Below are 21,969 nucleotides of genomic sequence, written 5' to 3'. Positions count from 1 at the left end.
TGCCGGCGATAGGGCCCTTGCAGGTAGCTCAGCGCTTGGCAGCCATCGCCGTGACTTCTACGCGCATGCCGTCAAATGCCAGCGACGCCACACCCACGGCCGCACGTACCGGCCATGGCTTGCTGAAGAAGCGCTGGTACACCTCGTTGAACGCGGCACGGTCGGCCATGTCGGTCAGGTAGATGGTCAGGTGCAGCACGCGGTCCATGCCGCTGCCAGCCTTTTCCAGCGCCACTTTCAACGCCTGCAGGGTGCATTCGCTTTGCTCGACGATGCCGCCCAGCTCCAGGCTGCCGTCGGCGTGGGTCGGGATCTGGGTGGTGACCAGTACGCCGTTGAATTCGGCGACGTCGGACGAAATCGACTCGGCGTCCGGGTCCGGGGTGTAGATGATGTCTGCATGTGCCATGGTGTGTTTTGCCTTGCTACGGAAGGAAAACGGCAAGCCTACGCGAGCAGGCGCACCCGGTCGAGGGCACCCCGGTGTTTGAAATGCGCGACGTTCGCCGTCAGAATCGCGCCCATTGCAAAGCCAGGGGCACACTTTGAACGAACAGACTTTGTCCAGGCGCCTGGAGCGCGTGGCCGCACATGTGCCGCAGGGCGCGCGCCTGGCCGATATCGGCTCGGACCACGGTTACCTGCCGGTGGCATTGATGCTGCGCGGCGTACTCGAGGCCGCTGTAGCGGGTGAGGTGGCGCAGACGCCGTTCGCCTCGGCCCAACGCAACGTGCGCAGAAACGGCCTGCAAGACCGGGTCACCGTGCGCCTGGCGGATGGGCTGGCAGCGGTCGAGCCGCAAGACCGCATCTCGGTGGTCAGCATCTGCGGCATGGGCGGCGACACCATGTGCGAGATCCTCGAGGCCGGCAAGCAGCGCCTTGGTGGCATCACGCGCCTGGTACTGCAGCCCAATGGCGGTGAGCGTGAGCTGCGCCAGTGGCTGGCGGATAACGGTTACCACATCGTCAACGAAGAGCTGCTGCGGGAAAACCGCTTCGATTACGAGATCATCGTCGCCGAGCCGGGCAGGGTGGAATATAGCCCTGAGCAGCTGTACTTCGGCCCAGTGTTGATGCAGGAGAAAAGCGAGGCGTTTCTGGTCAAGTGGCGGCGCATGCTGCGGCAAAAGCAGCAGACCCTGGCCAATTTCCAGCGGGCTCGCGATGCGGTGCCTCAGGCGAAAATCGACGACTTCAATCAGCAGGTGGGCTGGATCACCCAGGTCCTGGCCTGACTCACTGCTGCGAGCAGTTGCCCATTTCGCGGTAGTCGATTTCGCGCTTCTGGCCCTGGTGGTCGACATACACCATGTGCGCAGTGCCGACCTGGCAGTCGGCGGCGTTGCTGGCGGGGGTGATGGAGATGACCTTGGCCACGTCCAGCGGCATGCCGTACTCATACGTGCTGCTGGCTGCCTTTGTACTGCCTGCATCAGCAAGGGCACCAAACGAGGCGAAGGCAGCAGCAACAGCAAGGACAGCGATCGAACGTTTCATGACAGGTTCCTTTTCTTGAATGTATGACTAATGATGTATTCATTGGTCATTCACAATAAATGGGCTGTTCCGTGATAGATTCCTGCCTGTAACGCAAGAATAAGACTGAACAAGGAGCACACTTTCATGGACATGCTGCATGCCATGCGTACCTTCGCCAGGGTGGTGGAATGTGGCAGCTTCGCTGCAGCCGCCAATGCGTTGGATATTTCAGCAGCGCAGGTTTCGCGTATCGTCGCCGAGCTGGAAAACCAGCTGCAGACCCGCCTGTTGCACCGCACCACCCGGCGGCTGCGCATGAGCGAGGCGGGCGAGCGGTTTCTGGAGCGCGCGCGGCAAATCATGCTGCTGACCGAAGAGGCGGTGGGTGAGGCCCGCGGTGCGCACCTCACGCCTCGCGGCCATTTGCGTTTGCATTGCCCGCACGGCCTGGGGCTGCTGCTGATGCCGCTGGTGGCCGGCTACAACGCACTGTGCCCGGAGGTGGTGATCGAGCTGACGCTGTCGCAGCGCAACCCTGACCCGCTGGCCGAAGGGCATGACGTGGTCATCACCGTGGACGGCGCGCTGCCGGACTCACAGCTGATTGCCGTCCCGCTCGGCAATATTTTCAGTATTCCCTGCGCAGCACCCAGCTATCTGGAGCGGCATGGGGTGCCTGAGCGCCCCGAGGACCTGCATGGGCACCGCTGCCTGCGCATGGCGTATCCCATGTATGAAGGTGACTGGGTATTCCCCCAGGGTGTGGACCAGTGTGTGATCACACCGAGTGACAACTTCTCCACCAACGTTGCCGATGCCATGCTGGTGGCCAGTGAGTTGGGCATGGGCATTGGCCTGCTACCGTTCTATACGGCCAGCCAGGCGATCGAGCAAGGGCGGTTGTGCAGGCTGCTGGCGCCGTACCGCCTGCGCGAGAGCGCGCTGTATGCGATGTACCCGTCACGGCATTATCTGGATGCCAAGGTGCGGACCTGGATCGATTACCTCAAGGAGCAGTTGCCAGCGTTGTTCGAGGGGCATGCGCAGGTGGTGGATGATTCGCGGTACTGGCGTTGAAACGCAGATCCGCTTACTTGTGGGAGCGGCCTTGTGCCGCGATTGGGCCGCAAGGCCGCTCCCACAGATGGGGACCGCCGTACTACAGGGGGTAGTGCTTCAGCTCGCGTGCAATCAGCATGCGCTGGATCTCGCTCGACCCTTCATAGATCTGGGTAATCCGCGCATCGCGGTAATAGCGTTCCACCGGGTAATCTTCCAGGTAGCCATACCCGCCGTGCACCTGGATCGCCATCGAACACACCCGCTCGGCCATTTCCGACGCGAACAGCTTGGCCTGTGATGCCTCCGACAGGCACGGTTTGCCGGCGCTGCGCAGGCGGGCGGCATGCAGGATCAGCAAACGTGCGGCGTTTACCTGTACCTGCATGTCGGCCAGCAGGTTGGCGATGCTTTGGTGTTCGTTGATCGGTTTGCCAAATTGCACCCGGTCGCGCGAGTAGACCAGCGCCGCCTCGAAGGCTGCACGGGCAATGCCTAACGCCTGGGCGGCGATGCCGATACGGCCGCCTTCAAGGTTGGACAGGGCGATGGCCAGGCCCTTGCCACGCTCGCCAAGGATGTTGGCTGCGGGGATGCGGCAATTGTCGAAGGTGACCGCGCAGGTGTCGGAGGCGCGGATGCCCATCTTGTGCTCGCTGCGGTCGACCTTGAAGCCCGGGTTGTCGGTGGGCACCAGGAACGCCGAGAGGCCCTTCTTGCCCAGCTCCGGGTCGGTCACCGCGAAGACGATGGCCAAGCCGGCGCGGCGTGCATTGCTGACGAATTGTTTGGCACCATTGATTACCCACTCGCCATCGACCCGTTCGGCGCGGGTGCGCAGGTTGTGCGCCTCGGAGCCGGCCTGGGGCTCTGTCAGGCAGAAGCAGCCAATCACCTCGCCGCTGGCCAGGCGTGGCAGCCATTGCTGTTGTTGCTCGGCAGTACCGTAGGCCAGCAGAGGGCCGCAGCCTACCGAGTTGTGAATGCTCATCATCGCCCCGGTGGCGCCGCAGCCTGCGGCGATTTCTTCCACGGCCAGGGCGTAGGCGACGTAGTCGGTGTAGCTGCCGCCGAAGTCCTCTGGTACCACCATGCCCAGCAGGCCCAGGTCGCCCATCTTGCGCACCACGCCGTCATCGATCCAGCCGGCCTTTTCCCAGGCCTGGGCGTGTGGGGCGATCTCGCCGCGGGCAAAATCCCGGGCCATGTCGCGGATCATGATCTGTTCTTCGCTCAGTTCAAGGTCTTGCATCTGTGTACTCCCGGGCTCACAGGCCTTCGAAGAATTGGTCCACCCGCTGCTGCTGCAGCGCGGCCAGGGTCGGCGGGTTCCAGCGAGGCTGTTTGTCCTTGTCGATGATCAGGGCGCGCACGCCTTCGATGATGTCGCCATGCTGGAACCACTGGCGGTCCAGGTGCAGCTCCATGGCAAAGCAGTCTTCCAGCCCTAGCTGGCGACCGCGGCGCAACATCTCCAGAGTAACCGCCATGGCCAGCGGTGAGCGGCTTTCCAGCTGGTCGGCGGCGGCCACTGCCCAGGCATGGCTGTCGCCGATGCTGACCGCACGCAGTTGCTCGACGATGGCTTGCAGGGTGGGCAGGGAGAAGAAGTGATCGATGACCGGACGCAGTTTTTCCAGGGGGGCATCACTCAAAACCTGGGTGCCGAGCCTGGCCAGCAGGTTCTGCAGGTCCTTGAGCGGGTTGTCGCCAAAGCTCAGTTGGTCCAGGCCCTGGTCGAGGGCGGCAAGCTGGTCACTGGCCAGGTACCAGTCGGCCAGGCCGCAGTAAAGGGCGTCGGCCGCCTGGATCTGGGTGCCGCTGACGCCCAGGTAAATCCCCAGCTCGCCGGGGATGCGCGACAGGAAGTAGCTGCCGCCGACATCGGGGAAGTAGCCGATGCCCACTTCGGGCATGCCCAGCCGGCTGCGCTCGGTGACCACGCGCAGGTCGCAGCCCTGGGCCAGGCCCATGCCGCCGCCGAGGGTGAAGCCGTCCATCAGTACCAACACGGGCTTGCGGTAGCGGTGGATGAGCAGGTCGAGGGCGTATTCCTCGACAAAGAAGGTTTCATGCAGCGTGTCGCCCGCTTTGAAACTGTCGTGCAGCGAGCGGATGTCACCACCGGCACAGAAGCCTTTGGGCCCCTCGCCGCGCAGCACCACGGCGCGCACGTGCGGGTCTTCGGCCCACTGGTCCAGTTGCTGGCGCAGGCTACGAACCATGTCCAGGGTGAGGGCATTCAAGCCGGCGGGGCGGTTCAGGGTCAGGTGGCCAACCTGGTTGCGGACTTCGGCCAGTACAGGCTCGGTTGCCAAGGTTTGAGCGTGCGCAGTCATTGCGTTCTCCCTGCTTTGTTATTGATTTTCCAAGTGAAGTCTGGAGTTCGCTGGAGGATCGCAGGATCCTGTCATGCGAATTTGCCCTGCACAATCGACAATTATGCAGGGGTATCGTGCATTTTTGCCGTGGGTGAGTCCTCTAGCAGGGCAGTTCATTAACCTTACCGTAATGAACACACCGGCAGCTTGATTGATCCGCCGGGCAGCACAGCCCTAAGGTGATGTCCACGACAGCGAACCTGTGGAGTCACCATGACAATAACTCAGAATCCACCGCCGCAATGGTCGCGGCGGCGCGCCGAAAAGCAGCGCCGCCTCGATCGGGTCCGCCACCTTGCCGACGGCGTGGTGCTGCCCACCGAACGTATCGTCGAAGCCCTCGAACTGTTGCTGGCCCCCGGGGACCGGGTGGTGCTGGAAGGCAACAACCAGAAGCAGGCCGACTTCCTGTCGCGCTCGCTGGCCAAAGTCGACCCCGGGCGCCTGCACGACCTGCACATGATCATGCCCAGCGTCAGCCGCGCCGAGCACCTTGACCTGTTCGAACGCGGCATTGCCCGCAAGCTCGACTTTTCCTTCGCCGGCCCGCAGAGCCTGCGCATCGGCCAGTTGCTGGAAGATGGCCTGCTCGAAGTCGGTGCCATCCACACCTATATCGAACTGTACTCGCGGCTGCTGGTCGACCTGATCCCCAATGTCACCCTGGTGGCCGGTTTCATGGCCGACCGTGACGGCAACCTGTACACCGGCCCCAGCACCGAAGATACCCCCGCATTGGTAGAGCCTGCTGCCTTCAGCGACGGCATCGTCATCGCTCAGGTCAACCAGCTGGTGGACCGCGTCGATGACTTGCCACGGGTCGACATACCGGCGTCCTGGGTCGACTTTGTGGTGGTGGCCGACCAGCCTTTCTACATCGAGCCGCTGTTTACCCGAGACCCGCGCCACATCAAGCCGGTGCATGTGCTCATGGCGATGATGGCCATACGCGGCATCTACGAAAAACACCAGGTGCAGTCGCTGAACCACGGCATCGGCTTCAATACCGCCGCCATCGAGCTGATCTTGCCCACCTACGGCGAGTCTCTGGGCCTGAAGGGCAAGATCTGCCGCAACTGGACGCTCAACCCTCACCCGACCCTGATCCCGGCCATCGAGACCGGTTGGGTGCAAAGCGTGCACTGCTTCGGCACCGAGCTGGGCATGGAGGATTACATCGCCCAGCGCCCGGACGTGTTCTTCACCGGCCGCGATGGTTCGCTGCGTTCCAACCGCATGATGTGCCAGCTGGCGGGGCAATACGCTGTCGACCTGTTCATCGGCGCCACTTTGCAAGTGGATGGCGATGGCCATTCCTCGACCGTGACCCGCGGCCGCCTGGCCGGTTTTGGCGGTGCGCCGAATATGGGCCACGACCCGCGTGGCCGGCGCCACGCGACCCCGGCCTGGCTCGACATGACCGTGCCGGAAACCCTGCTGGAGCGCGGCCGCAAGCTGGTGGTGCAAATGGTCGAAACCTACCAGGAAGGCGGCAAGCCCACCTTCGTGGAAACCCTCGATGCCGTGGAAGTCGCCAAGAAGGCCGGCATGCCGTTGGCGCCGGTGATGATCTACGGCGATGACGTCACCCACCTGCTGACCGAGGAGGGCATTGCCTACCTGTACAAGGCCCGCAGCCTGGAAGAACGCCAGCAGATGATCGCCGCGGTGGCAGGGGTTACCGCCATCGGCCTGCGCCACGATCCGAAAGACACCCTGCGCATGCGCCAGCAAGGCCTGATCGCCTTGCCCGAAGACTTGGGCATTCGCCGCACCGACGCCAGCCGCGAGCTGCTGGCCGCACGCAGCATTGCCGAGCTGGTCGAGTGGTCCGGCGGCCTCTACAACCCGCCTGCACGGTTCAGGAGCTGGTGATGAAAGCACTCTTTTTCGCACTCCCCCAGGTTCCTGTGGGAGCGGGTTCACCGGCGAAGAGGCCAGCCCAGGCAACCGAAATTCCCCTGGCCGACCACCTCGCCGACCTGGCCGTTGAAGCCCTGATCGACGAAGCCGACCTGTCCCCCAAACCCGGGCTGGTCGACCGCCGCAGCAACGGCGCCCACAAAGACATGACCCTGACCTTGATGCACGCTTCGGCGCTGGCCTTGTGGCCATGCCTGCGCAACATGGCCGAAGCCGCCCAGTCCATCGGCCAGGTTGGTCAACCTCTGCGCGCCGCACTGGGCCAGCTCGGCCGCGAAGGCGAGGCCGCGATGCTTGCCGCCACCCACGGGGTAAACACCCACCGCGGCGCCATCTGGGCACTGGGCCTGCTGGTGGCGTCCACGGCCCTCGATACCCAGGCAGACGCCTGCACGCTGGCCGCCCGTGCCGGGCGCATCGCGCTGTTCGACGACCCGGCCATGCCGCGCCAGGACAGCCACGGCTCGCAGGTACGCCACCGCTACGGCACCGGCGGTGCCCGCGAACAGGCACAGCAAGGCTTCCCCGCCGTGGTCGGGTACGGCCTGCCACAACTGCAACGTAGCCGCGCTGCCGGGGCCAGCGAGTCGCATGCCCGGCTTGATGCGTTACTGGCAATCATGGCCGTGCTCAGCGACACCTGTGTGCTCTGGCGCAGCGGCCCGGCCGGGCTGGCTGCCGTCCAGCAAGGTGCCCGCGCCGTACTTGCCGAGGGCGGCAGCGCCACCTTGGCAGGGCGCCGGCACCTGCGCGGGCTGGACCAGCAACTGCTGCACCTGAACGCCTCACCGGGCGGCGCCGCCGATTTGCTGGCCGCCTGCCTGTTCCTCGACAAAGCCGGGAGCCTGTGAAATGGAAACCCTGAACTTTCAATTCCCCGCCGCCGAACCTGGCCGTGGCCGCACGCTGGTGGGCTGCGTCAGCTCCGGCGACCTCGAGGTGCTGATCGAGCCCGGCACTGCCGGCAGCCTGCACATCCAGGTGATGACCTCGGTCAACGGCAGCGGCGCCCGCTGGGCGCAACTGCTCCAGCGCCTGTTCGAGGGCCGTACCTGGCCGGCCGTGAACATCGACATCCACGATTTCGGCGCCACGCCAGGCGTGGTGCGCTTGCGCCTTGAGCAAGGCTTCGAGGAGATTGCCCATGACTGACACCGAACGTTTGCTGCGCAGCCGCAGCTTTGTCGAACTGGGCGCCCGACAGCGCGCCCGCGCCGTGCTCGACCCGGGCAGCTTCCGTGAACTGCTGGGCCCGTTCGATCGGCTGATGTCGCCGTGGCTGCCGCGACAGGGCATCGTGCCTCAGGCCGATGATGGCGTGGTTATCGCCAAAGGCCGGCTGAACGGGCGCCATGCCGTAGTCGCTGCCATTGAAGGTGGCTTCCAGGGGGGCAGCATGGGCGAGGTGGGTGGTGCAAAAATCGCCGGCGCCTTTGAGCTGGCCATCGAAGACACTCGCAACGGTACTCCCACCTGCGCTGTGTTGCTGCTGGAAACCGGTGGCGTTCGCCTGCAAGAGGCCAACCTGGGCCTGGCGGCGATTGCCGAGATCCAGGCGGCGATTGTCGAGCTGCGGGCCTTGCAGCCGGTGATCGGCCTGATTGCAGGTTCGGTAGGTTGCTTCGGCGGCATGTCCATCGCCGCAGGCCTGTGCAGCCACCTGCTGGTGACCCGCGAAGCGCGCCTGGGCCTCAACGGCCCGCAGGTGATCGAGCAGGAAGCCGGCATCGGCGAATACGATGCCAAGGACCGCCCCTTCATCTGGAGCCTGACGGGTGGCGAGCAACGCTACGCCAGCGGGTTGGTGGACGGCTATGTGGCCGATGATATCGATGCACTGCGCGATCGCTTGTTGCAACTGCTCGATGCACCCTCCAAAGACCGCGCCAGCCAGCACGCCTGGTTCCTCGACCGGCTGGCCCGGCTGGGCGAAAACTGCCCACAACTGGATGCCGCCGCCGTGCGCGCCCTTTATCAAGGAGAAGCCCAATGAACCGTGCCTTGAACTGGCTGCCGGGCCTGGCCGGCGGGCAAGCCTTGCCGGGCTACCCCGCGTCGCTGCGGGTGATCGACGGCGAACTGGACAACCGCCTGGTGCGCTTCATCGCCGTGGTACCCGATGCCGACAACCCATTCCCCCGTGCCCGCTCGGGCGAGGTCGGCCTGCTGGAAGGTTGGGGCCTGGCCAAGGCGGTGAGCGAGGCGGTGGAAGCTGACCGCGATGGCCAGAAGCGGGCCATTGTCGCGGTGGTCGACGTGCCCAGCCAGGCCTACGGCCGCCGCGAGGAGGCGTTGGGCATTCACCAGGCACTGGCCGGTGCCGTGCAGGCCTACGCCCAGGCGCGGTTGGCCGGGCACCCGGTAATCGGTCTGCTGGTCGGCAAGGCCATGTCCGGTGCCTTTCTTGCCCACGGTTACCAGGCCCAGCGCCTGATCGCCCTGGACGATGCCGGGGTCATGGTGCATGCCATGGGCAAGGCGGCTGCGGCGCGGATTACCCTGCGAAGCGTCGAGCAACTTGAGGCTCTGGCCGCCGAAGTGCCCCCCATGGCCTACGACCTGGCCAGCTACGCCTCGCTGGGCCTGCTGTGGCGCCGCCTGACAGTGGACAACGCCGAGGCACCGAGCCGCGCCGACATTGCCCAGGTGCGTGCCTGCCTGGCAGAAGCGGTGCACGATATTGGCAGCTCGACCGACCTGTCGTCACGGCTGGCGGGGGAAAACCGCAGCGCTTCGCGCCTGGTACGCGAACAGCTGCGCCGCCAGTGGCAGGGCGCTTGAGATGAGCGCGCCAAGGCCGCACGACCTGCTGTGGGGGATGCCCGTGTCGGGCTTGCCCGCCGATGCGCCGCAGTGGGCGCAGGACGTGCTGGCAAGCGGCCGGCCGGTGGTGGTGCGCCGCGCCACCTGTGAGGATGGCTGGGTGGCGGTTGGGGTGCGTGGTGTGGGCCGGGCACAGCGGTTGGGTGTGTTGATGCGCCTGGCCGATATCCAGCGTCGGCAAGGCCCCGAAGTGCTGCGTGTGAACGTACAAAGCCCATGGCCTGCGCTACAGGCACTGGCCTCGGTCGCCCCGGTATTGCAGGCCAGCGGCCTGGAATGGGGGCCGACGGGCGGGGTGGGGTATCAGATTGCGACCGGCGTTGAAGTGGTACACGCCGACAGTGACCTGGACCTGCTGCTGCGTACCCCGCAACCACTGGCCCGCGCTCAGGCGCGGGAGCTGCAGGATATCCTCGACTGCGCGCCGTGCCGTATCGATGTGCAACTGGAAACCCCGGCAGGCGCCATTGCCTTGCGCGAATGGGCCGGTTTTGCCCGCCGCGTGCTGCTCAAGTCGCCGCATGGCCCGCGCTTGGTCAGCGAGCCTTGGGCAGTGATGGAGCGTGCCGCATGAGCAGCCTGTTCGCCTTCCCTGGCCAGGGGGCTCAGCAGGTGGGGATGCTGCAGCATCTGCCAGAGGGCGCCGGGCAGCTGCTGGAGGAGGCCAGCGATACCCTGGGCGAAGCTGCGCAGGCGCTGGACAGCCCGCAAGCGCTGCAGTCTACCCGGGCGGTTCAGCTGTGCCTGCTGCTGAGTGGCGTGGCCTGGGCACGTTGGCTGATGCAGCGCAGCCCTGCGCCGGATTATGTGGCGGGCTTGTCGATTGGCGCTTATCCCGCAGCTGTCACGGCGGGCGCCCTGGGTTTTGCCGATGCCGTGCGCCTGGTCGCCCTGCGTGGCCGGTTGATGCAGTGTGCCTATCCGCAAGGCTACGGCATGACTGCACTCAATGGCATGGACTTGGCCACTGTCGAGCGTTTGCTGGTGGATGCCGGCGGTGAGGTGCATGTCGCAAACCTCAACAGTGAAAACCAGATTGTCATCGCTGGTAGCGATTCGGCGATGGCTGCGGTCGCAGCCCGTGCGCGTCGTCTTGGCCAAGGCGTCGCCCGGCGCCTTGCGGTCAGCGTGCCTTCGCATTGCCCGTTGCTTGATGGCCCGGCAGCGGAACTGGCCAGTGCCTTCGCCTCGGTCGAGTTGCACCGCCCACGCATCACCTACCTCAGCGGCAGCAGCGCGCGCCCGGTGTTCGACCCGCAGCGCCTGCGCGATGACCTGGCGGGCAACATGGCAAGGGTGGTCGACTGGCGTGCCACGTTGCGCAACGCCTTTGAGCGTGGCGTGCGACTGCACCTGGAAATACCGCCCGGCAGCGTGCTCAGCGGGCTGGCCCGGGCCGTGTTCGAACAGGGCAGGGTAGTGGCCGTGGAAGGCACCCGTTGGGACACCCTGGATGCGCTGCTGCGCCAGGAGGTGGCTGACCGGCGATGATGGCTGGCTAACGCAATCCCTGTGGGAGCGGCCTTGCGTCGCGATTGGGCCGCAGAGCGGCCCCGGCAATTCTGAAGTGAAGCGAAGATCCTTGGGGGCGCTGCGCACCCCTGTCGCGACACAAGGCCGCTCCCACAAAGACCGCGAACGCCGCATAAGTGTGTGTTTACGAAGAACAACAACAAGCAACTTCGACACAACCTGAGGACAACAACAATGATCATCTATGGTGTGGCTCTGCTGGCGGTCTGCACGCTTGCTGGCGTTATCGTCGGCGACTTCCTGGGCGTGCTGCTGGGCGTCAAATCCAATGTGGGCGGGGTGGGCATCGCCATGATCCTGCTGATCTGCGCGCGGCTGTACATGCACCGCAATGGCGGCATGAGCAAGGAATGCGAGTTCGGTGTCGGCTTCTGGGGTGCCATGTACATCCCGGTAGTGGTGGCCATGGCGGCCCAGCAGAATGTGGTCACCGCCCTGCACGGCGGGCCGGTGGCGCTGCTGGCGGCAGTGGGCGCGGTGCTGGTGTGCGGCGCGACCATCGCCTTGATCAGCCGCAGCCACCGCGGCGAGCCTTTGCCCGCGCTTGAACCCGCCCCTGAAACCCGCGCGCAGGTTACTCCTGCAGGAGGTCGTTGAACATGTGGCCGATTATTGAAAATGCCTTGGAACACAACGGCCTGGTCACCGCCTTTGCTGCGGTGGGCGCAATCATGTGGTTGTCGGTTGTGCTGTCGAAATACCTCACCTTCGGCCGGGTGCACGGCTCGGCTATCGCCATCGTCATCGGCCTGGTGCTGGCCTGGGTCGGTGGCACCGTGACGGGCGGGCAAAAAGGCCTGGCCGACATGGCGCTGTTCTCCGGCATCGGCCTGATGGGCGGGGCCATGCTGCGTGACTTCGCCATTGTTGCGACGGCCTTCGAGGTGCAGGCCACCGAAGCGCGCAAAGCCGGGATGATTGGCTTGGTGGCGCTGCTGCTGGGCACGGTGCTGCCATTCATTGTTGGCGCGGCAGTCGCCTACGCCTTCGGCTACCGCGATGCGGTGAGCATGACCACCATCGGCGCAGGTGCCGTGACCTATATCGTCGGCCCGGTGACCGGGGCGGCGCTGGGTGCCAGCTCGGACGTGATGGCTTTGTCGATTGCCACCGGGCTGATCAAGGCGATCCTGGTGATGGTGTTCACCCCGGTGTCGGCGCGCCTGCTGGCGCTCGACAACCCGCGCTCGGCGATGGTGTTCGGCGGGTTGGCCGGAACCGTGTCGGGGGTGACGGCCGGGCTGGCGGCGACGGACCGGCGGCTGGTGCCGTATGGCGCATTGACCGCCACCTTCCATACCGGGTTGGGGTGCCTGATGGGGCCGTCGATTCTGTATTTCTGCGTACGTGGTCTGGTCGGCTGACGTCGTACCCTCCTTTCTGTGGGAGCGGGCGTGCCCGCGAAGCAGGCGACGCGGTGCATGGCACCGGCTTCGCCGGTGTTCGTGGCCACGGCCGCTCCCACAGTGATTGCATCGCCTTCAAGTCATGCAATCCGTTGCCCCCAAATCGGGGAAAACCGCCGGGGGATCCTCCCCAATCTGTTCCGATTGATCGTGCAAACCACTGATAAATAATAAAAATATCCTTCTGGCATACACCTTGCTCCACCCCTCCACAGAGTTCCCGTGCCCCGGAGGTGTAGCATGTCGACGCCACGCAAAGGCCCCCTTCTGTCATCACTCGTTCTGGCCCTGTTAGGCTGGGAAGCGACCAGCGAGGCGGCCGTGCAGTGCCAGCGCACCTTGGTCGCCAACGTGGTGGCACTGGACCAGCCACTGATGTTCAACCGCCTTGGCGCACAAAACGCCAACGGCATGATGTTCGCCCTGCGCGAAGATGTGGTGGACGACAAACAGGTCCCCCTCAGCAAGGGTGGCGCCGCAGTGCCGGGCAAGGTCACCCTGCGCCCCGACAAGCGCCCGCGGCCGATTGTGCTGCGGGTAGCAGCCGGTGACTGCCTCACCGTCAACCTGACCAACCTGCTGGCTTACCAGGCCAACCCCAACAAGCACGGCATCGAGGCCGAAGAGCCCGAGGGTGAGGAGGAGGGGCCGGAGGTTGAAAACCAAGGCGGTGAAGGCGTTGTAGCCGACGAACAGGTCGCCGAGCGCATGGTCGGCTTCCAGGTCAACGGCATGCAGGCGGTCAACAGTATCGCCGACATCTCCGCCTATACCGGGCGCAACGGTAATTTCTTCGCCAGCCCCGGCAGCACCCGCAGCTATACCTTGTATGCCGAGCGTGAAGGGGCATTTGCCGCCACCAGCAAGGCCGCCACGTTCGGCGGCGAAGGCACGGCAGGCAATGTTGCCAATGGCCTGTTCGGTCAGGTGGTGGTGGTACCCAAGTTGGGCCGCACCTACCGCAACACCCTCACCGAAGAAGAAATGCGCCTGGCCACGACCGGCCGCACTGCCACCGGCCAGCCAGTGATCGACTATGAAGCCCGCTACCCCCAGGCAGAGCCTTGGATCACCGAGGGCAAGGCTGGCAAACCGATCATTGCCATGGTTAATGGCAACGAGATCATCAACAGCGAAACCGATGCCATCGTCATGGGCCCCAACCCTGACGGCAGCTTCCCCAAGTCGACCTACCCACTGGAAAGCATCGGCAAGCGCAACCCGGCGTTGCCCAACCGGCTGGAGGCGTTCCGTGATTTCGCCTCGCAGTTCGCCGACGAGGTCGCCGGTACCCAGGCGTTCCCCGGCTACTGGGCTGACCCGGTGATGGGCCATGTGCTGGAGCCGACACGCGATTCATTCATGATCAACTACGGTTCCGGTGGCATGGGTGCCGAAGTGGTTGCCAACCGCCTGGGGGTAGGCCCGATGCACGACTGCCTGTCGTGCGCTTACGAAGAGTTCTTCCTGAGCGCTCACACCGTCGGTGACATCGGCACCCTGGTGGATGTGCCGGCCAACGTCGGCCTGGAGCACATCCGCCCGGGTGAAGTCCCCCCGGCCAGCGCTGTCGGGGTCAAGGCCAGCATGGCCCTTTATCCCTCAGAGCCGGCCAACGTGCACCATAGCTATATCGGTGACTTCACCAAGTTCCGCAACACCCACAACGGCCACGAACAGCACATCTTCCACTTGCATGGCCACCAGTGGCTATTCAACCCCAATGACGACAATTCCGACTATATCGATGCCCAGGGTATCGGCGCTGGCGTCGGCTACACCTACGAAATCGCCAATGGCGGATCGGGGAACCGCAACCGGGTGGCCGGTGATGCCATCTACCATTGCCACTTCTACCCGCACTTCGCCCAAGGCATGTGGGCCATGTGGCGCGTACACGACGTGTTCGAAGAAGGCACCCGCCTTGAGGTGAGCGGGCAGGGCGAGAACGGCTTCCACAGCACGCCGTTCGCCCTGCGCAGCGGCAAGCCGGCCGTGGGGGCCCGTGCGCTGCCAGACGGCGAGATCATCGCCGGCACGCCGATTCCGGCCATCGTACCGTTGCCCGGCAAGGCCATGGCGCCGATGCCCGGCAAGGTCGTAGTCGTGCCGAAGCTCTCTGAAGCGCTGGTTGCCGCCACCGAGGATGACGACACCGAAGAAGAGGGCGATGACGACCACGCCAGCCAGGGGGCTGTACGCAAGGCCGTGGGCTCGCTGGCGCTGGTCGACCGCACCGAGGCCAACCGCAACGCCGACGGCACCCTGAAAAACCCAGGCTACCCGTTCTGGATCGGCGGCATTGAAAGCAGCGTCGGCAACCGCCCGCCGACCCCGCCGCTGGACATGCTCGACCCAGCCCTGGCCCGGCAGTTGAAAGACAGCGGCAAAGCCCTGTGGGCCAACCTGGATGCGAACCAGGTCGATGGCTGGAACGGCGGCCTTGGCCGCCATGCACTGGACGGTGTATCCGCCGGTGGCGAAGCGCAAACCACCACCACCAAGCTGGACTTCACCAAGGTCGTGCACAAGGCCAAAGCCATCTATCTGCCAGAAGAGGGCACCGATGTCGAACAGGCGGCCATGCAATTCCACGCCATGGCCGAGCACCCCAGCTATGCCCTGATCCCTGGTAGCCAGCCGGTGCCCAAGGCGTTTCGCACCAATGGCGCCTTGCCGACTGCCGGCGCGCCGTTCTACGAACCGTGCATGGATGACCGCGGCAAGCGCCTCACTCAATCCTCCGGTGCGGGTGAGTTCGTTAGCGGCGAGAGCCTGACCGGCGTCAACTTCCGTGGCGCTTCCGCCTTTACCGCCGACCGTCCACGTATCTACAAAGGTGCCAACATCCAGTTCGATGCGGTGTACAACAAGGTCGGCTACCACTTCCCGCAGGCTCGCATCATCGCCCTGTGGGAAGACGCCTGGCCAGTGATCACCAAGCAGCGCCCGCCAGAGCCACTGGTGATGCGCATGAACACCTTCGACTGCACCATGTACCAGCACACCAACCTGATCCCGAACATCTACGAGATGGACGACTACCAGGTGCGCACCCCGACCGATGTGATCGGCCAGCACATCCACTTGCCGAAGTGGGACCTGACCGCTGCCGACGGCTCGGCCAATGGCTGGAACTATGAAGACGGCATTCTTTCGCCCGGCAGCGTGGTCGAGCGGGTGCAGGCTATTCGTGCATACAACGGCTGCACCGAGGGCGATAGCCGCGACGATACCGCTGCCTGTCCGAAAGCCAGACAGCATCCGTACTTCGGCCGCTTCGGCCGGGCTGACTGGCTGGGCGCACGCACGGCCATGCAGCGCTGGTTCGCAGACCCGCTGGTGAACGTGCATAACATCGACCGTGGCCTGGGCACCATCTTCACCCACGACCACCTTGGCCCATCGACCCACCAGCAACTGGGCCTGTATGCCACCGTGCTGGCCGAACCGGCCGGGTCCACCTGGTATCACGCCGAAACCGGCGAGCAGCTGTACAACCCGGCCACCCGCCAGGACGGAGGCCCGACGTCATGGCAGGCGGTAATCCAGACTGGCGACCACGATGGCGATGGCAAGAACGACAGCTACCGAGAGTTCTTCCTGGAATACAGCGACTTCCAGCATGCCTATGAAGCCGGGGTTTACGTAGGCGCAGGGCCGGACGGCGTGCCCAATGCCCAGTCGTACCCGGCCACCGCCGACAGCTTCCGCTACGCAATCAACCCGCCAGTGCGCGGCAAGGCATCGAACCTGCTGGAGGCCATTATCGAGGAACGTGGCGGTATCAACCCTGGCTGCCCAAGCCGGCCATGTCCGCAGGCGATCTCGGTGGATGACCCAGGCATGTTCGTCGTCAACTATCGCAACGAGCCGCTGGCCCTGCGCGTGTTCGACCCGAACAAGGTTGGCCCGGACGGCAAGCGTGGCATGCAGGCCGACGGCCTGGCCGGCGACCTCAGCTATGCCATGCAAACCCGCACCGACCGCGCCATCCCGGCGATGAACCTGTCACCCTCGGCGATAACTTCGGCCGTGGGTCCTACCGGCGGCACCACGCTGTTCCCGCCGCACATCAACAAGGCTGGCGCCGAGCCGGGCGACCCTTTCACCCCGCTGCTGCGCACCTACTCCGGTGACAACGTGCGCCTGCGGATGCACGCCGGTGGCCATGAGGAGGAGCACAACGTCACCCTGCATGGCGTGAAGTGGCTGCAGAACGGCACAGGTTTCGGTAATAGCTCAAACTCGGGCTGGAAGTCGTCGCAGATGATTGGTATATCCGAGCAGATGGGCTTTATGGCACCGGTGTCGATGATCTCCAGTTCCGCCGCCACCAACGGCGACTATCTGTACTCGCTGGACGCCGCCCTGGAAGGCTACTGGAACGGTATCTGGGGCATCATGCGCAACTACACCGCGCAGCGTCCCGACCTGTTCCCGCTGCCCAACAACCCGCAACCGGTGGCCATGCGCAACACCGTGAACTTTGACGGCATCTGCCCGAAAACCACGGCCAACCCCAACGGCATCGGCACTCGCACCACGGTCAAGCGCAACTACGAGATCGTTGCGGCGCTGGCCAATGACATTCTCGAAAACCGTAATGGCGTCAGCATCAATGACGTGGAGGGTATCGGCCAACATGTCGGTGGCGCGCTCAAGGCCAACGGCGGCACCTTGGTGTTCAATAGCCGTAGAACCGCCATCCCGCTGGTGAGTGGTATAGACCCCGAAGATGGGGAGCCCTTCACCATCGGTGGTCACAGTGCACCGCTGCATGACCCGACCGCGATCCTGTACGTGCGCAAGGCTGACCTCGACGCCACCACCGGCAAGCTCAAGGCGGGTGTGCCGGTAGAGCCTCTGGTGCTGCGCGCCAACGCCGGCGACTGCATCAGCATCACCCTGGAGAACCGCCTGCCGCTGGTGATGCCAGACCTGCCGAGCACGGCAGTGATGCACAACGTGGTCAAGCGTGACCGCTTCGACAGCGAAGGTGCCACAGCCTTTGCCAACAACCTGATGCGGCCGTCGAGCCACGTGGGCCTGCATGCGCAGTTGCTGGCTTACGACATCACCAAGTCCGACGGCGCCAACATAGGCCTGAACCCGGTGCAGACCGTACCGCCACGTGCTGGCACCAGTGGCGCCTACCCGACCAAGGTGTACCAGTACTACGCCGGCCACCTGGAGCGTGAAGGCAAACCCGTGTCGCAGCTAGGCCGCACAGTGGACAACATCAACACGACTGCCATCGAGTTCGGCGGCCTCAACCTGACCCCGTCAGACTTCATCAAACAGCCGCAGAAAGGCCTGGTGGGTGCCATGAGCATTCTGCCGCAAACCGCCACCTGGACCGAGGACGCCGCTTCACGTGCCCAGGCCACGGTGAAGGTCAGCGGCCAGCCGGACTACCGCGACTTCGTCACCGTGTGGCAGCGCGCACTGAACATGCGCTGGGCCGATGGTCGTCCGGTAGAAGGCATCAATACCGAAGGCAACGGTGCTGCCGGTGACCCGCAAGACAACGGCAACATGGCGGTCAACTACAAGACCGAACCCTTGTGGCTGCGCTTCGGCATGGCGCCCGATTCGCCGTTCGGCCGTGCCAATGGCCTGGGTTTTGGTGATGTACCCAACGCCCATATGGCCTACGCCAACGCCCTGGTGGGTGGCGACCCGCAGACCCCGGTGCTGTACGCCAAGCCTGGGCAACCGGTGCGCAACCATATCGTGATGCCCAGTGGCGGCAGCCGCGGCATGGTCTACCAGCTGGACGGGCACCTGTGGCCATTGCACAACTACCAGGCCGAGAAAAGTGACCTGGACGGCTACCCGATGAGCCTGCCAGGCATTGGTTCGGTGCGTTTCGGCTACAACCCGATGGCCATGTACATCGGCGCCCAGGAGAGCGTACTGCCGGCGGCGCACTTCAGCTTCATGCTGCCCAGTGCCGGCGGTGCCAACGCGGTGGCGGGTGACTACCTGTTCCGCGACTACGCCGCCTACGGCAACCTGTCCGGGTTGTGGGGGATTTTGCGGGTGACCAACGAAGCGCCGCCGGCAACGGCCCCGGCGCAGTGACAGAAGGGGAGCGCGAGCATGAACAAAAAGACTCGCCCTGCTTACTTGGGGGTATTGCTGGGAGTGGCGCTGATCGGCCTGGGCGTGGCGTATGAAAAGCTCTGGTGCGATCCGCGCGAGCTGTTGCAGGAACCTGCCGACCCGCAGGCCCTGCACCGGCTCAGCCGGGACGGCGTGACCGTGGAGTTCGAGGCCCGGCCGCTGGCCGGGGGCGAGTTGAAGGAAGGCGCCTTCGCCAACATCCGCTTCAAGGTCAGCGACCAGACCAGCGGCCAGCCGCTGTCGGGCATGGCGCCGGGGGCGTGGATCGACCCGGCGCAGTCGGCCCCGACAGGCGACCGCAGCCAAAGCTGCAAGGCGCGGGTCGCGCTGTTTCTCAAGAGCAGCATCGGCGCCCGACCGCTGCTCGACCTGAACAGCTATTTCCTGTTGATGCTGAACAACGACGCCAGCCTGACGGTGATCGATCCGACCGTTTCGGTGGGCGGCGTGACCAGCACCATGGCCCGCATCGACCTGCCCGGGCGGCCAATGGACTGGGTGGCCACTGCCGACGACAAGCAAGTGTTCGTGTCGATCCCCGAGCGCGGCAAGGTGGCGGTCATCGATACCGAAACCTTCACCCGCGTGGCCGACCTGGACGCCGGCGAGCAGCCGCTGCGCGTGGCCTTGCAACCCGATCAGCACCGGCTGTGGGTCGGCAACAACAGCAGTGACCCGGCCAAAGGTGGGGTGACGGTCATCGACGTGCCGGGGCGCACGCCTCTTAAAAGCTTCAACACCGGCACCGGGCATCACGAAATTGCCTTCAGCGCCGACTCGCGCTTTGCCTACGTCAGCAACCGCGACAGCGGTACCCTCAGCGTCATCGATATCCCGCAAATGCGCCTTGCCAAAACCATCAAGGTTGGCCCGCACCCGCTGTCGGTCAGCTACTCGGCGCTGTCCCAGGCCGTTTACGTGGTCGATGGCGAGGAAGGCAGCGTGCGGGTGTTCGATGCGCGCAGCCACCAGCTGCGCCACACGGTCAAGGCCGAGCAGGGCCTCGGGCCGATGCGTTTCAGCAGCGATGGCCGCTACGGCGTGGTGCTCAACACCCTTGAGAACCAGGCCCTGGTGATCGATGCCAGTACCGACAAGCTGATCCACCAGATTCCGGTGGCGGCCGAACCCTACCAACTGACCTTCACCAAGGCCTATGCCTATGTGCGCGGCCTGGCGTCCCCGAAAGTGACCATGATCAACCTGTCCAGCCTGGGCGAAGGGCGCTCGCCGATCGTTCAGGGCTTCGAGGCCGGCCCTGCAGCGCCGCGCCAGGCGGGTGACCTGCCATTGGCCCAGGGGTTGTCGGTGTCACGTGATGACAACTCGGTGTTCGTGGTCAACCCGGTGGACAACACCACCTACTTTTACGCCGAGGGCATGAATGCGCCGATGTCCGGTTACAACAACCGTGGTCATCAGGCCCGCGCCGCCATCGTCATCGACCGCAGCCTGCGCGAGGTGGCACCCGGGGTGTACGGCTCAACGGTAAAACTGCCCGCTGCCGGCAAATTTGACGTGGCTTTTCTGCTCAACCAGCCGCAGATCATCCACTGCTTCAGCGCCGATGTCGCCGAAGCGCCCAATGCCGGCAAGCGCAAGGGCGCGCACGCAGAGTTCATCGGCCTGGACCAACCGCTGCCGCAGCACAGCGCCATTACCGCTCGGGTACGCATCGTCGGTGATGACGGCCAACCGCGGCTGGGCCTCACTGACCTGAGCCTGCGCTACTTCCTGGCGCCGTCGTCCATGCCACGCAACCTGCCGTTGCTGGAGGTGGGGCAGGGTGTCTATCAGGCGGCCCTGACACTGCCCGAAGCCGGCGCCTGGTACCTGCATGTGCAGTCGCCATCGTTGGGACGCAAGTTTGCCGAAGAGAATTACACCAGCCTGCGCGTCCTGCCGGCCGCAGCGACCAACGCTTCCCGGACTGACATGAGGAGTGTGCGATGAACGCCAAGCATTCTTTCCAACTGCTGGCCCTGAGCCTGGCCCTTGCCAGCAACCTGGCCATGGCCCACGCCGGGCACGATCACAAAGGCCACGCCGAGCCGCCACCGGCGGCTCGCCAGGAAAAGACCAGTGTGCGCTTTGCCGACGTTTCCCTGCTGAACCAGGATGGCATGCCGGTACGCCTGGAGCAGGACCTGGTCAGTGACCACCTGGTGGTCATGGGCTTTATCTATACCAGCTGCACCACAGTGTGCCCGGTGGTGTCGTCGATCATGGGCAAGGTCCAGCAACAGCTGGGTGGCCGGGTAGGTGAGGAGATCAGCATGGTCTCGATCAGCGTCGACCCGCAGCGTGACGATGCCAAGCGCCTGCAGGATTACGCCAAGGCTTTCCAGAAGGGGCCGGGCTGGAGCTGGCTGACCGGCACCCCCTACGCCATCACCGAAACCCTCAAGGGCCTGGGCAGCTTCAGCGCCGACCTCAGCCAGCACCCGCCGCTGATCCTGGTGGGTGACGGGCGAAGCGGGCACTGGACGCGCTACTACGGCTTCACCGACCCAACGGTACTGATCGAAGAAATAAACCGTCTCAGCGCCCGTCGGGCGCACGCCAAAAGCACGGCCATTGCCGACCACCATGAGGTGCAACCATGAGCTCTGTAACCTCCCGCGGCGGCATGCGCGGTTTCGACTGGCTGGTGCTGGGCGGCTGCCTGTGGATTCTCGCTTCGGTGGCGTTCGCCCACGAAGGCCACGTGGAGCAGGCCCCCGAGCCGCAACCAGCCCCCCAGGCGATGACCAGTGGCGGCGGCACCCGCGATGCCCAGACCTGGTTCACCGATACCGTACTGAAGGACCAGAACGGCCGCGAGCTGCGTTTCTACAGTGATGTGCTCAAAGACAAGGTGGTGATGCTCAACGTGATCTTCACCCACTGCACCGACGCCTGCCCGTTGATCACCCGCAAGCTGCGCGAAGTGCGCCAGGCCATGGGGCCGCAACTGGCCAGCCAGGTGACCTTCGTGTCGATCAGCAGCGACCCGCTCAACGATACCCCGCAAGCACTCAAGGCGTTTGCCGAGAAACAGGGGGTGGATGGGCCGAACTGGTTGTTCCTGACCGGCGACAAAGCCAATGTCGACCTGGTGCTCGGCCGCATCGGCCAGTTCCTGCCCAGCCCAGAGCAGCATTCCACGCAGCTGATTGCCGGTGATGTGGCGGGCAAACGCTGGAGCAAGATCCGCCCGGATGCACCACCGGCAGCGATTGCCCAGCGCATGC

At 64.8% G+C, this 21,969-nt stretch carries 19 protein-coding genes; 15 read left to right on the top strand and 4 right to left on the bottom strand.

What is annotated here, in order from left to right; translation table 11 throughout:
- Nucleotides 1-28 precede the first annotated feature (28 nt).
- Nucleotides 29-409 carry a RidA family protein gene (locus tag ACK1VC_RS05635; RefSeq protein ID WP_016487370.1) on the bottom strand — a complete coding sequence of 127 codons (381 nt, stop codon included), beginning with the start codon at nt 407-409 and terminating at the stop codon, nt 29-31.
- Nucleotides 410-545: 136 nt separating this feature from the next.
- Between ACK1VC_RS05635 and ACK1VC_RS05630 the strand changes: the two genes are divergently transcribed.
- Nucleotides 546-1,238: a tRNA (adenine(22)-N(1))-methyltransferase gene (locus tag ACK1VC_RS05630; protein WP_096426144.1), complete on the top strand. Its 693-nt coding sequence runs from the start codon at nt 546-548 to the stop codon at nt 1,236-1,238.
- A gap of 1 nt (nt 1,239) precedes the next feature.
- Here ACK1VC_RS05630 and ACK1VC_RS05625 read toward each other — a convergent pair whose 3' ends face one another.
- Nucleotides 1,240-1,500: a DUF2790 domain-containing protein gene (locus tag ACK1VC_RS05625; RefSeq protein ID WP_016487368.1), complete on the bottom strand. Its 261-nt coding sequence runs from the start codon at nt 1,498-1,500 to the stop codon at nt 1,240-1,242.
- Nucleotides 1,501-1,626: 126 nt separating this feature from the next.
- Here ACK1VC_RS05625 and ACK1VC_RS05620 point away from each other — a divergent pair, with 126 nt between their 5' ends.
- Nucleotides 1,627-2,559: a LysR family transcriptional regulator gene (locus ACK1VC_RS05620; protein WP_023048678.1), complete on the top strand. Its 933-nt coding sequence runs from the start codon at nt 1,627-1,629 to the stop codon at nt 2,557-2,559.
- An 82-nt stretch (nt 2,560-2,641) separates the two neighbouring features.
- Here the strand turns inward: ACK1VC_RS05620 and ACK1VC_RS05615 are convergent, their stop codons facing one another.
- Both ACK1VC_RS05615 and ACK1VC_RS05610 read right to left on the bottom strand, forming a co-directional pair.
- Complete coding sequence (locus tag ACK1VC_RS05615; protein ID WP_016487366.1) at nt 2,642-3,793, bottom strand: acyl-CoA dehydrogenase family protein; 1,152 nt, start codon at nt 3,791-3,793, stop codon at nt 2,642-2,644.
- Nucleotides 3,794-3,809: 16 nt separating this feature from the next.
- Nucleotides 3,810-4,880, bottom strand: a complete 1,071-nt coding sequence (locus ACK1VC_RS05610) for an enoyl-CoA hydratase/isomerase family protein (protein WP_191086660.1) — start codon at nt 4,878-4,880, stop codon at nt 3,810-3,812.
- A 255-nt stretch (nt 4,881-5,135) separates the two neighbouring features.
- Here ACK1VC_RS05610 and mdcA point away from each other — a divergent pair, with 255 nt between their 5' ends.
- The 13 genes from mdcA to ACK1VC_RS05545 all read left to right on the top strand — a co-directional run.
- Nucleotides 5,136-6,797 carry a malonate decarboxylase subunit alpha gene (gene mdcA / locus ACK1VC_RS05605; RefSeq protein ID WP_016487364.1) on the top strand — a complete coding sequence of 554 codons (1,662 nt, stop codon included), beginning with the start codon at nt 5,136-5,138 and terminating at the stop codon, nt 6,795-6,797.
- Nucleotides 6,797-7,696 (top strand): triphosphoribosyl-dephospho-CoA synthase, encoded by a 900-nt coding sequence (locus ACK1VC_RS05600; protein WP_191086659.1) that lies wholly within the window; start codon nt 6,797-6,799, stop codon nt 7,694-7,696. The genes mdcA and ACK1VC_RS05600 overlap by 1 nt, the downstream gene beginning before the upstream one ends.
- 1 nt (nt 7,697) lies before the next feature.
- Nucleotides 7,698-7,997 (top strand): malonate decarboxylase subunit delta, encoded by a 300-nt coding sequence (locus tag ACK1VC_RS05595; RefSeq protein ID WP_016487362.1) that lies wholly within the window; start codon nt 7,698-7,700, stop codon nt 7,995-7,997.
- Nucleotides 7,990-8,838 (top strand): biotin-independent malonate decarboxylase subunit beta, encoded by an 849-nt coding sequence (locus ACK1VC_RS05590; RefSeq protein ID WP_191086658.1) that lies wholly within the window; start codon nt 7,990-7,992, stop codon nt 8,836-8,838. Before ACK1VC_RS05595 ends, ACK1VC_RS05590 begins: the two co-directional genes overlap by 8 nt.
- Nucleotides 8,835-9,626, top strand: a complete 792-nt coding sequence (mdcE, locus tag ACK1VC_RS05585) for a biotin-independent malonate decarboxylase subunit gamma (protein ID WP_191086657.1) — start codon at nt 8,835-8,837, stop codon at nt 9,624-9,626. Before ACK1VC_RS05590 ends, mdcE begins: the two co-directional genes overlap by 4 nt.
- 1 nt (nt 9,627) lies before the next feature.
- The gene (locus ACK1VC_RS05580) at nt 9,628-10,242 is read left to right on the top strand and encodes a malonate decarboxylase holo-ACP synthase (RefSeq protein ID WP_024717553.1); all 615 of its coding nucleotides are present in this window, start codon (nt 9,628-9,630) and stop codon (nt 10,240-10,242) included.
- Nucleotides 10,239-11,159: a malonate decarboxylase subunit epsilon gene (gene mdcH / locus ACK1VC_RS05575; protein ID WP_016487358.1), complete on the top strand. Its 921-nt coding sequence runs from the start codon at nt 10,239-10,241 to the stop codon at nt 11,157-11,159. Before ACK1VC_RS05580 ends, mdcH begins: the two co-directional genes overlap by 4 nt.
- Before the next feature lie 216 nt (nt 11,160-11,375).
- Nucleotides 11,376-11,798 carry a malonate transporter subunit MadL gene (gene madL, locus ACK1VC_RS05570; RefSeq protein ID WP_016487357.1) on the top strand — a complete coding sequence of 141 codons (423 nt, stop codon included), beginning with the start codon at nt 11,376-11,378 and terminating at the stop codon, nt 11,796-11,798.
- 2 nt (nt 11,799-11,800) lie between these two features.
- A complete protein-coding gene (gene madM / locus ACK1VC_RS05565) occupies nt 11,801-12,565 on the top strand; it encodes a malonate transporter subunit MadM (protein ID WP_016487356.1) in 765 nt (254 codons plus the stop codon).
- Nucleotides 12,566-12,847: 282 nt separating this feature from the next.
- Nucleotides 12,848-18,694, top strand: coding sequence for a manganese-oxidizing multicopper oxidase MnxG (mnxG, locus tag ACK1VC_RS05560; RefSeq protein WP_197884223.1), 5,847 nt, complete (start codon nt 12,848-12,850; stop codon nt 18,692-18,694).
- A gap of 18 nt (nt 18,695-18,712) precedes the next feature.
- Entirely contained in the window at nt 18,713-20,689 is a 1,977-nt protein-coding gene (locus ACK1VC_RS05555) for a cytochrome D1 domain-containing protein (RefSeq protein ID WP_016487354.1), read from the top strand.
- Nucleotides 20,686-21,342 carry an SCO family protein gene (locus tag ACK1VC_RS05550; protein ID WP_095115257.1) on the top strand — a complete coding sequence of 219 codons (657 nt, stop codon included), beginning with the start codon at nt 20,686-20,688 and terminating at the stop codon, nt 21,340-21,342. Before ACK1VC_RS05555 ends, ACK1VC_RS05550 begins: the two co-directional genes overlap by 4 nt.
- On the top strand, nt 21,339-21,969 hold a 631-nt coding region (locus ACK1VC_RS05545), incomplete at its 3' end, for an SCO family protein (protein WP_449117872.1). The genes ACK1VC_RS05550 and ACK1VC_RS05545, both read left to right, overlap by 4 nt.

It is taken from the genome of Pseudomonas sp. XP2 (genome assembly GCF_053557975.1).
Note: the sequence above shows the minus strand (reverse complement) of the source record. Positions and strands in the feature narration are given on the sequence as shown.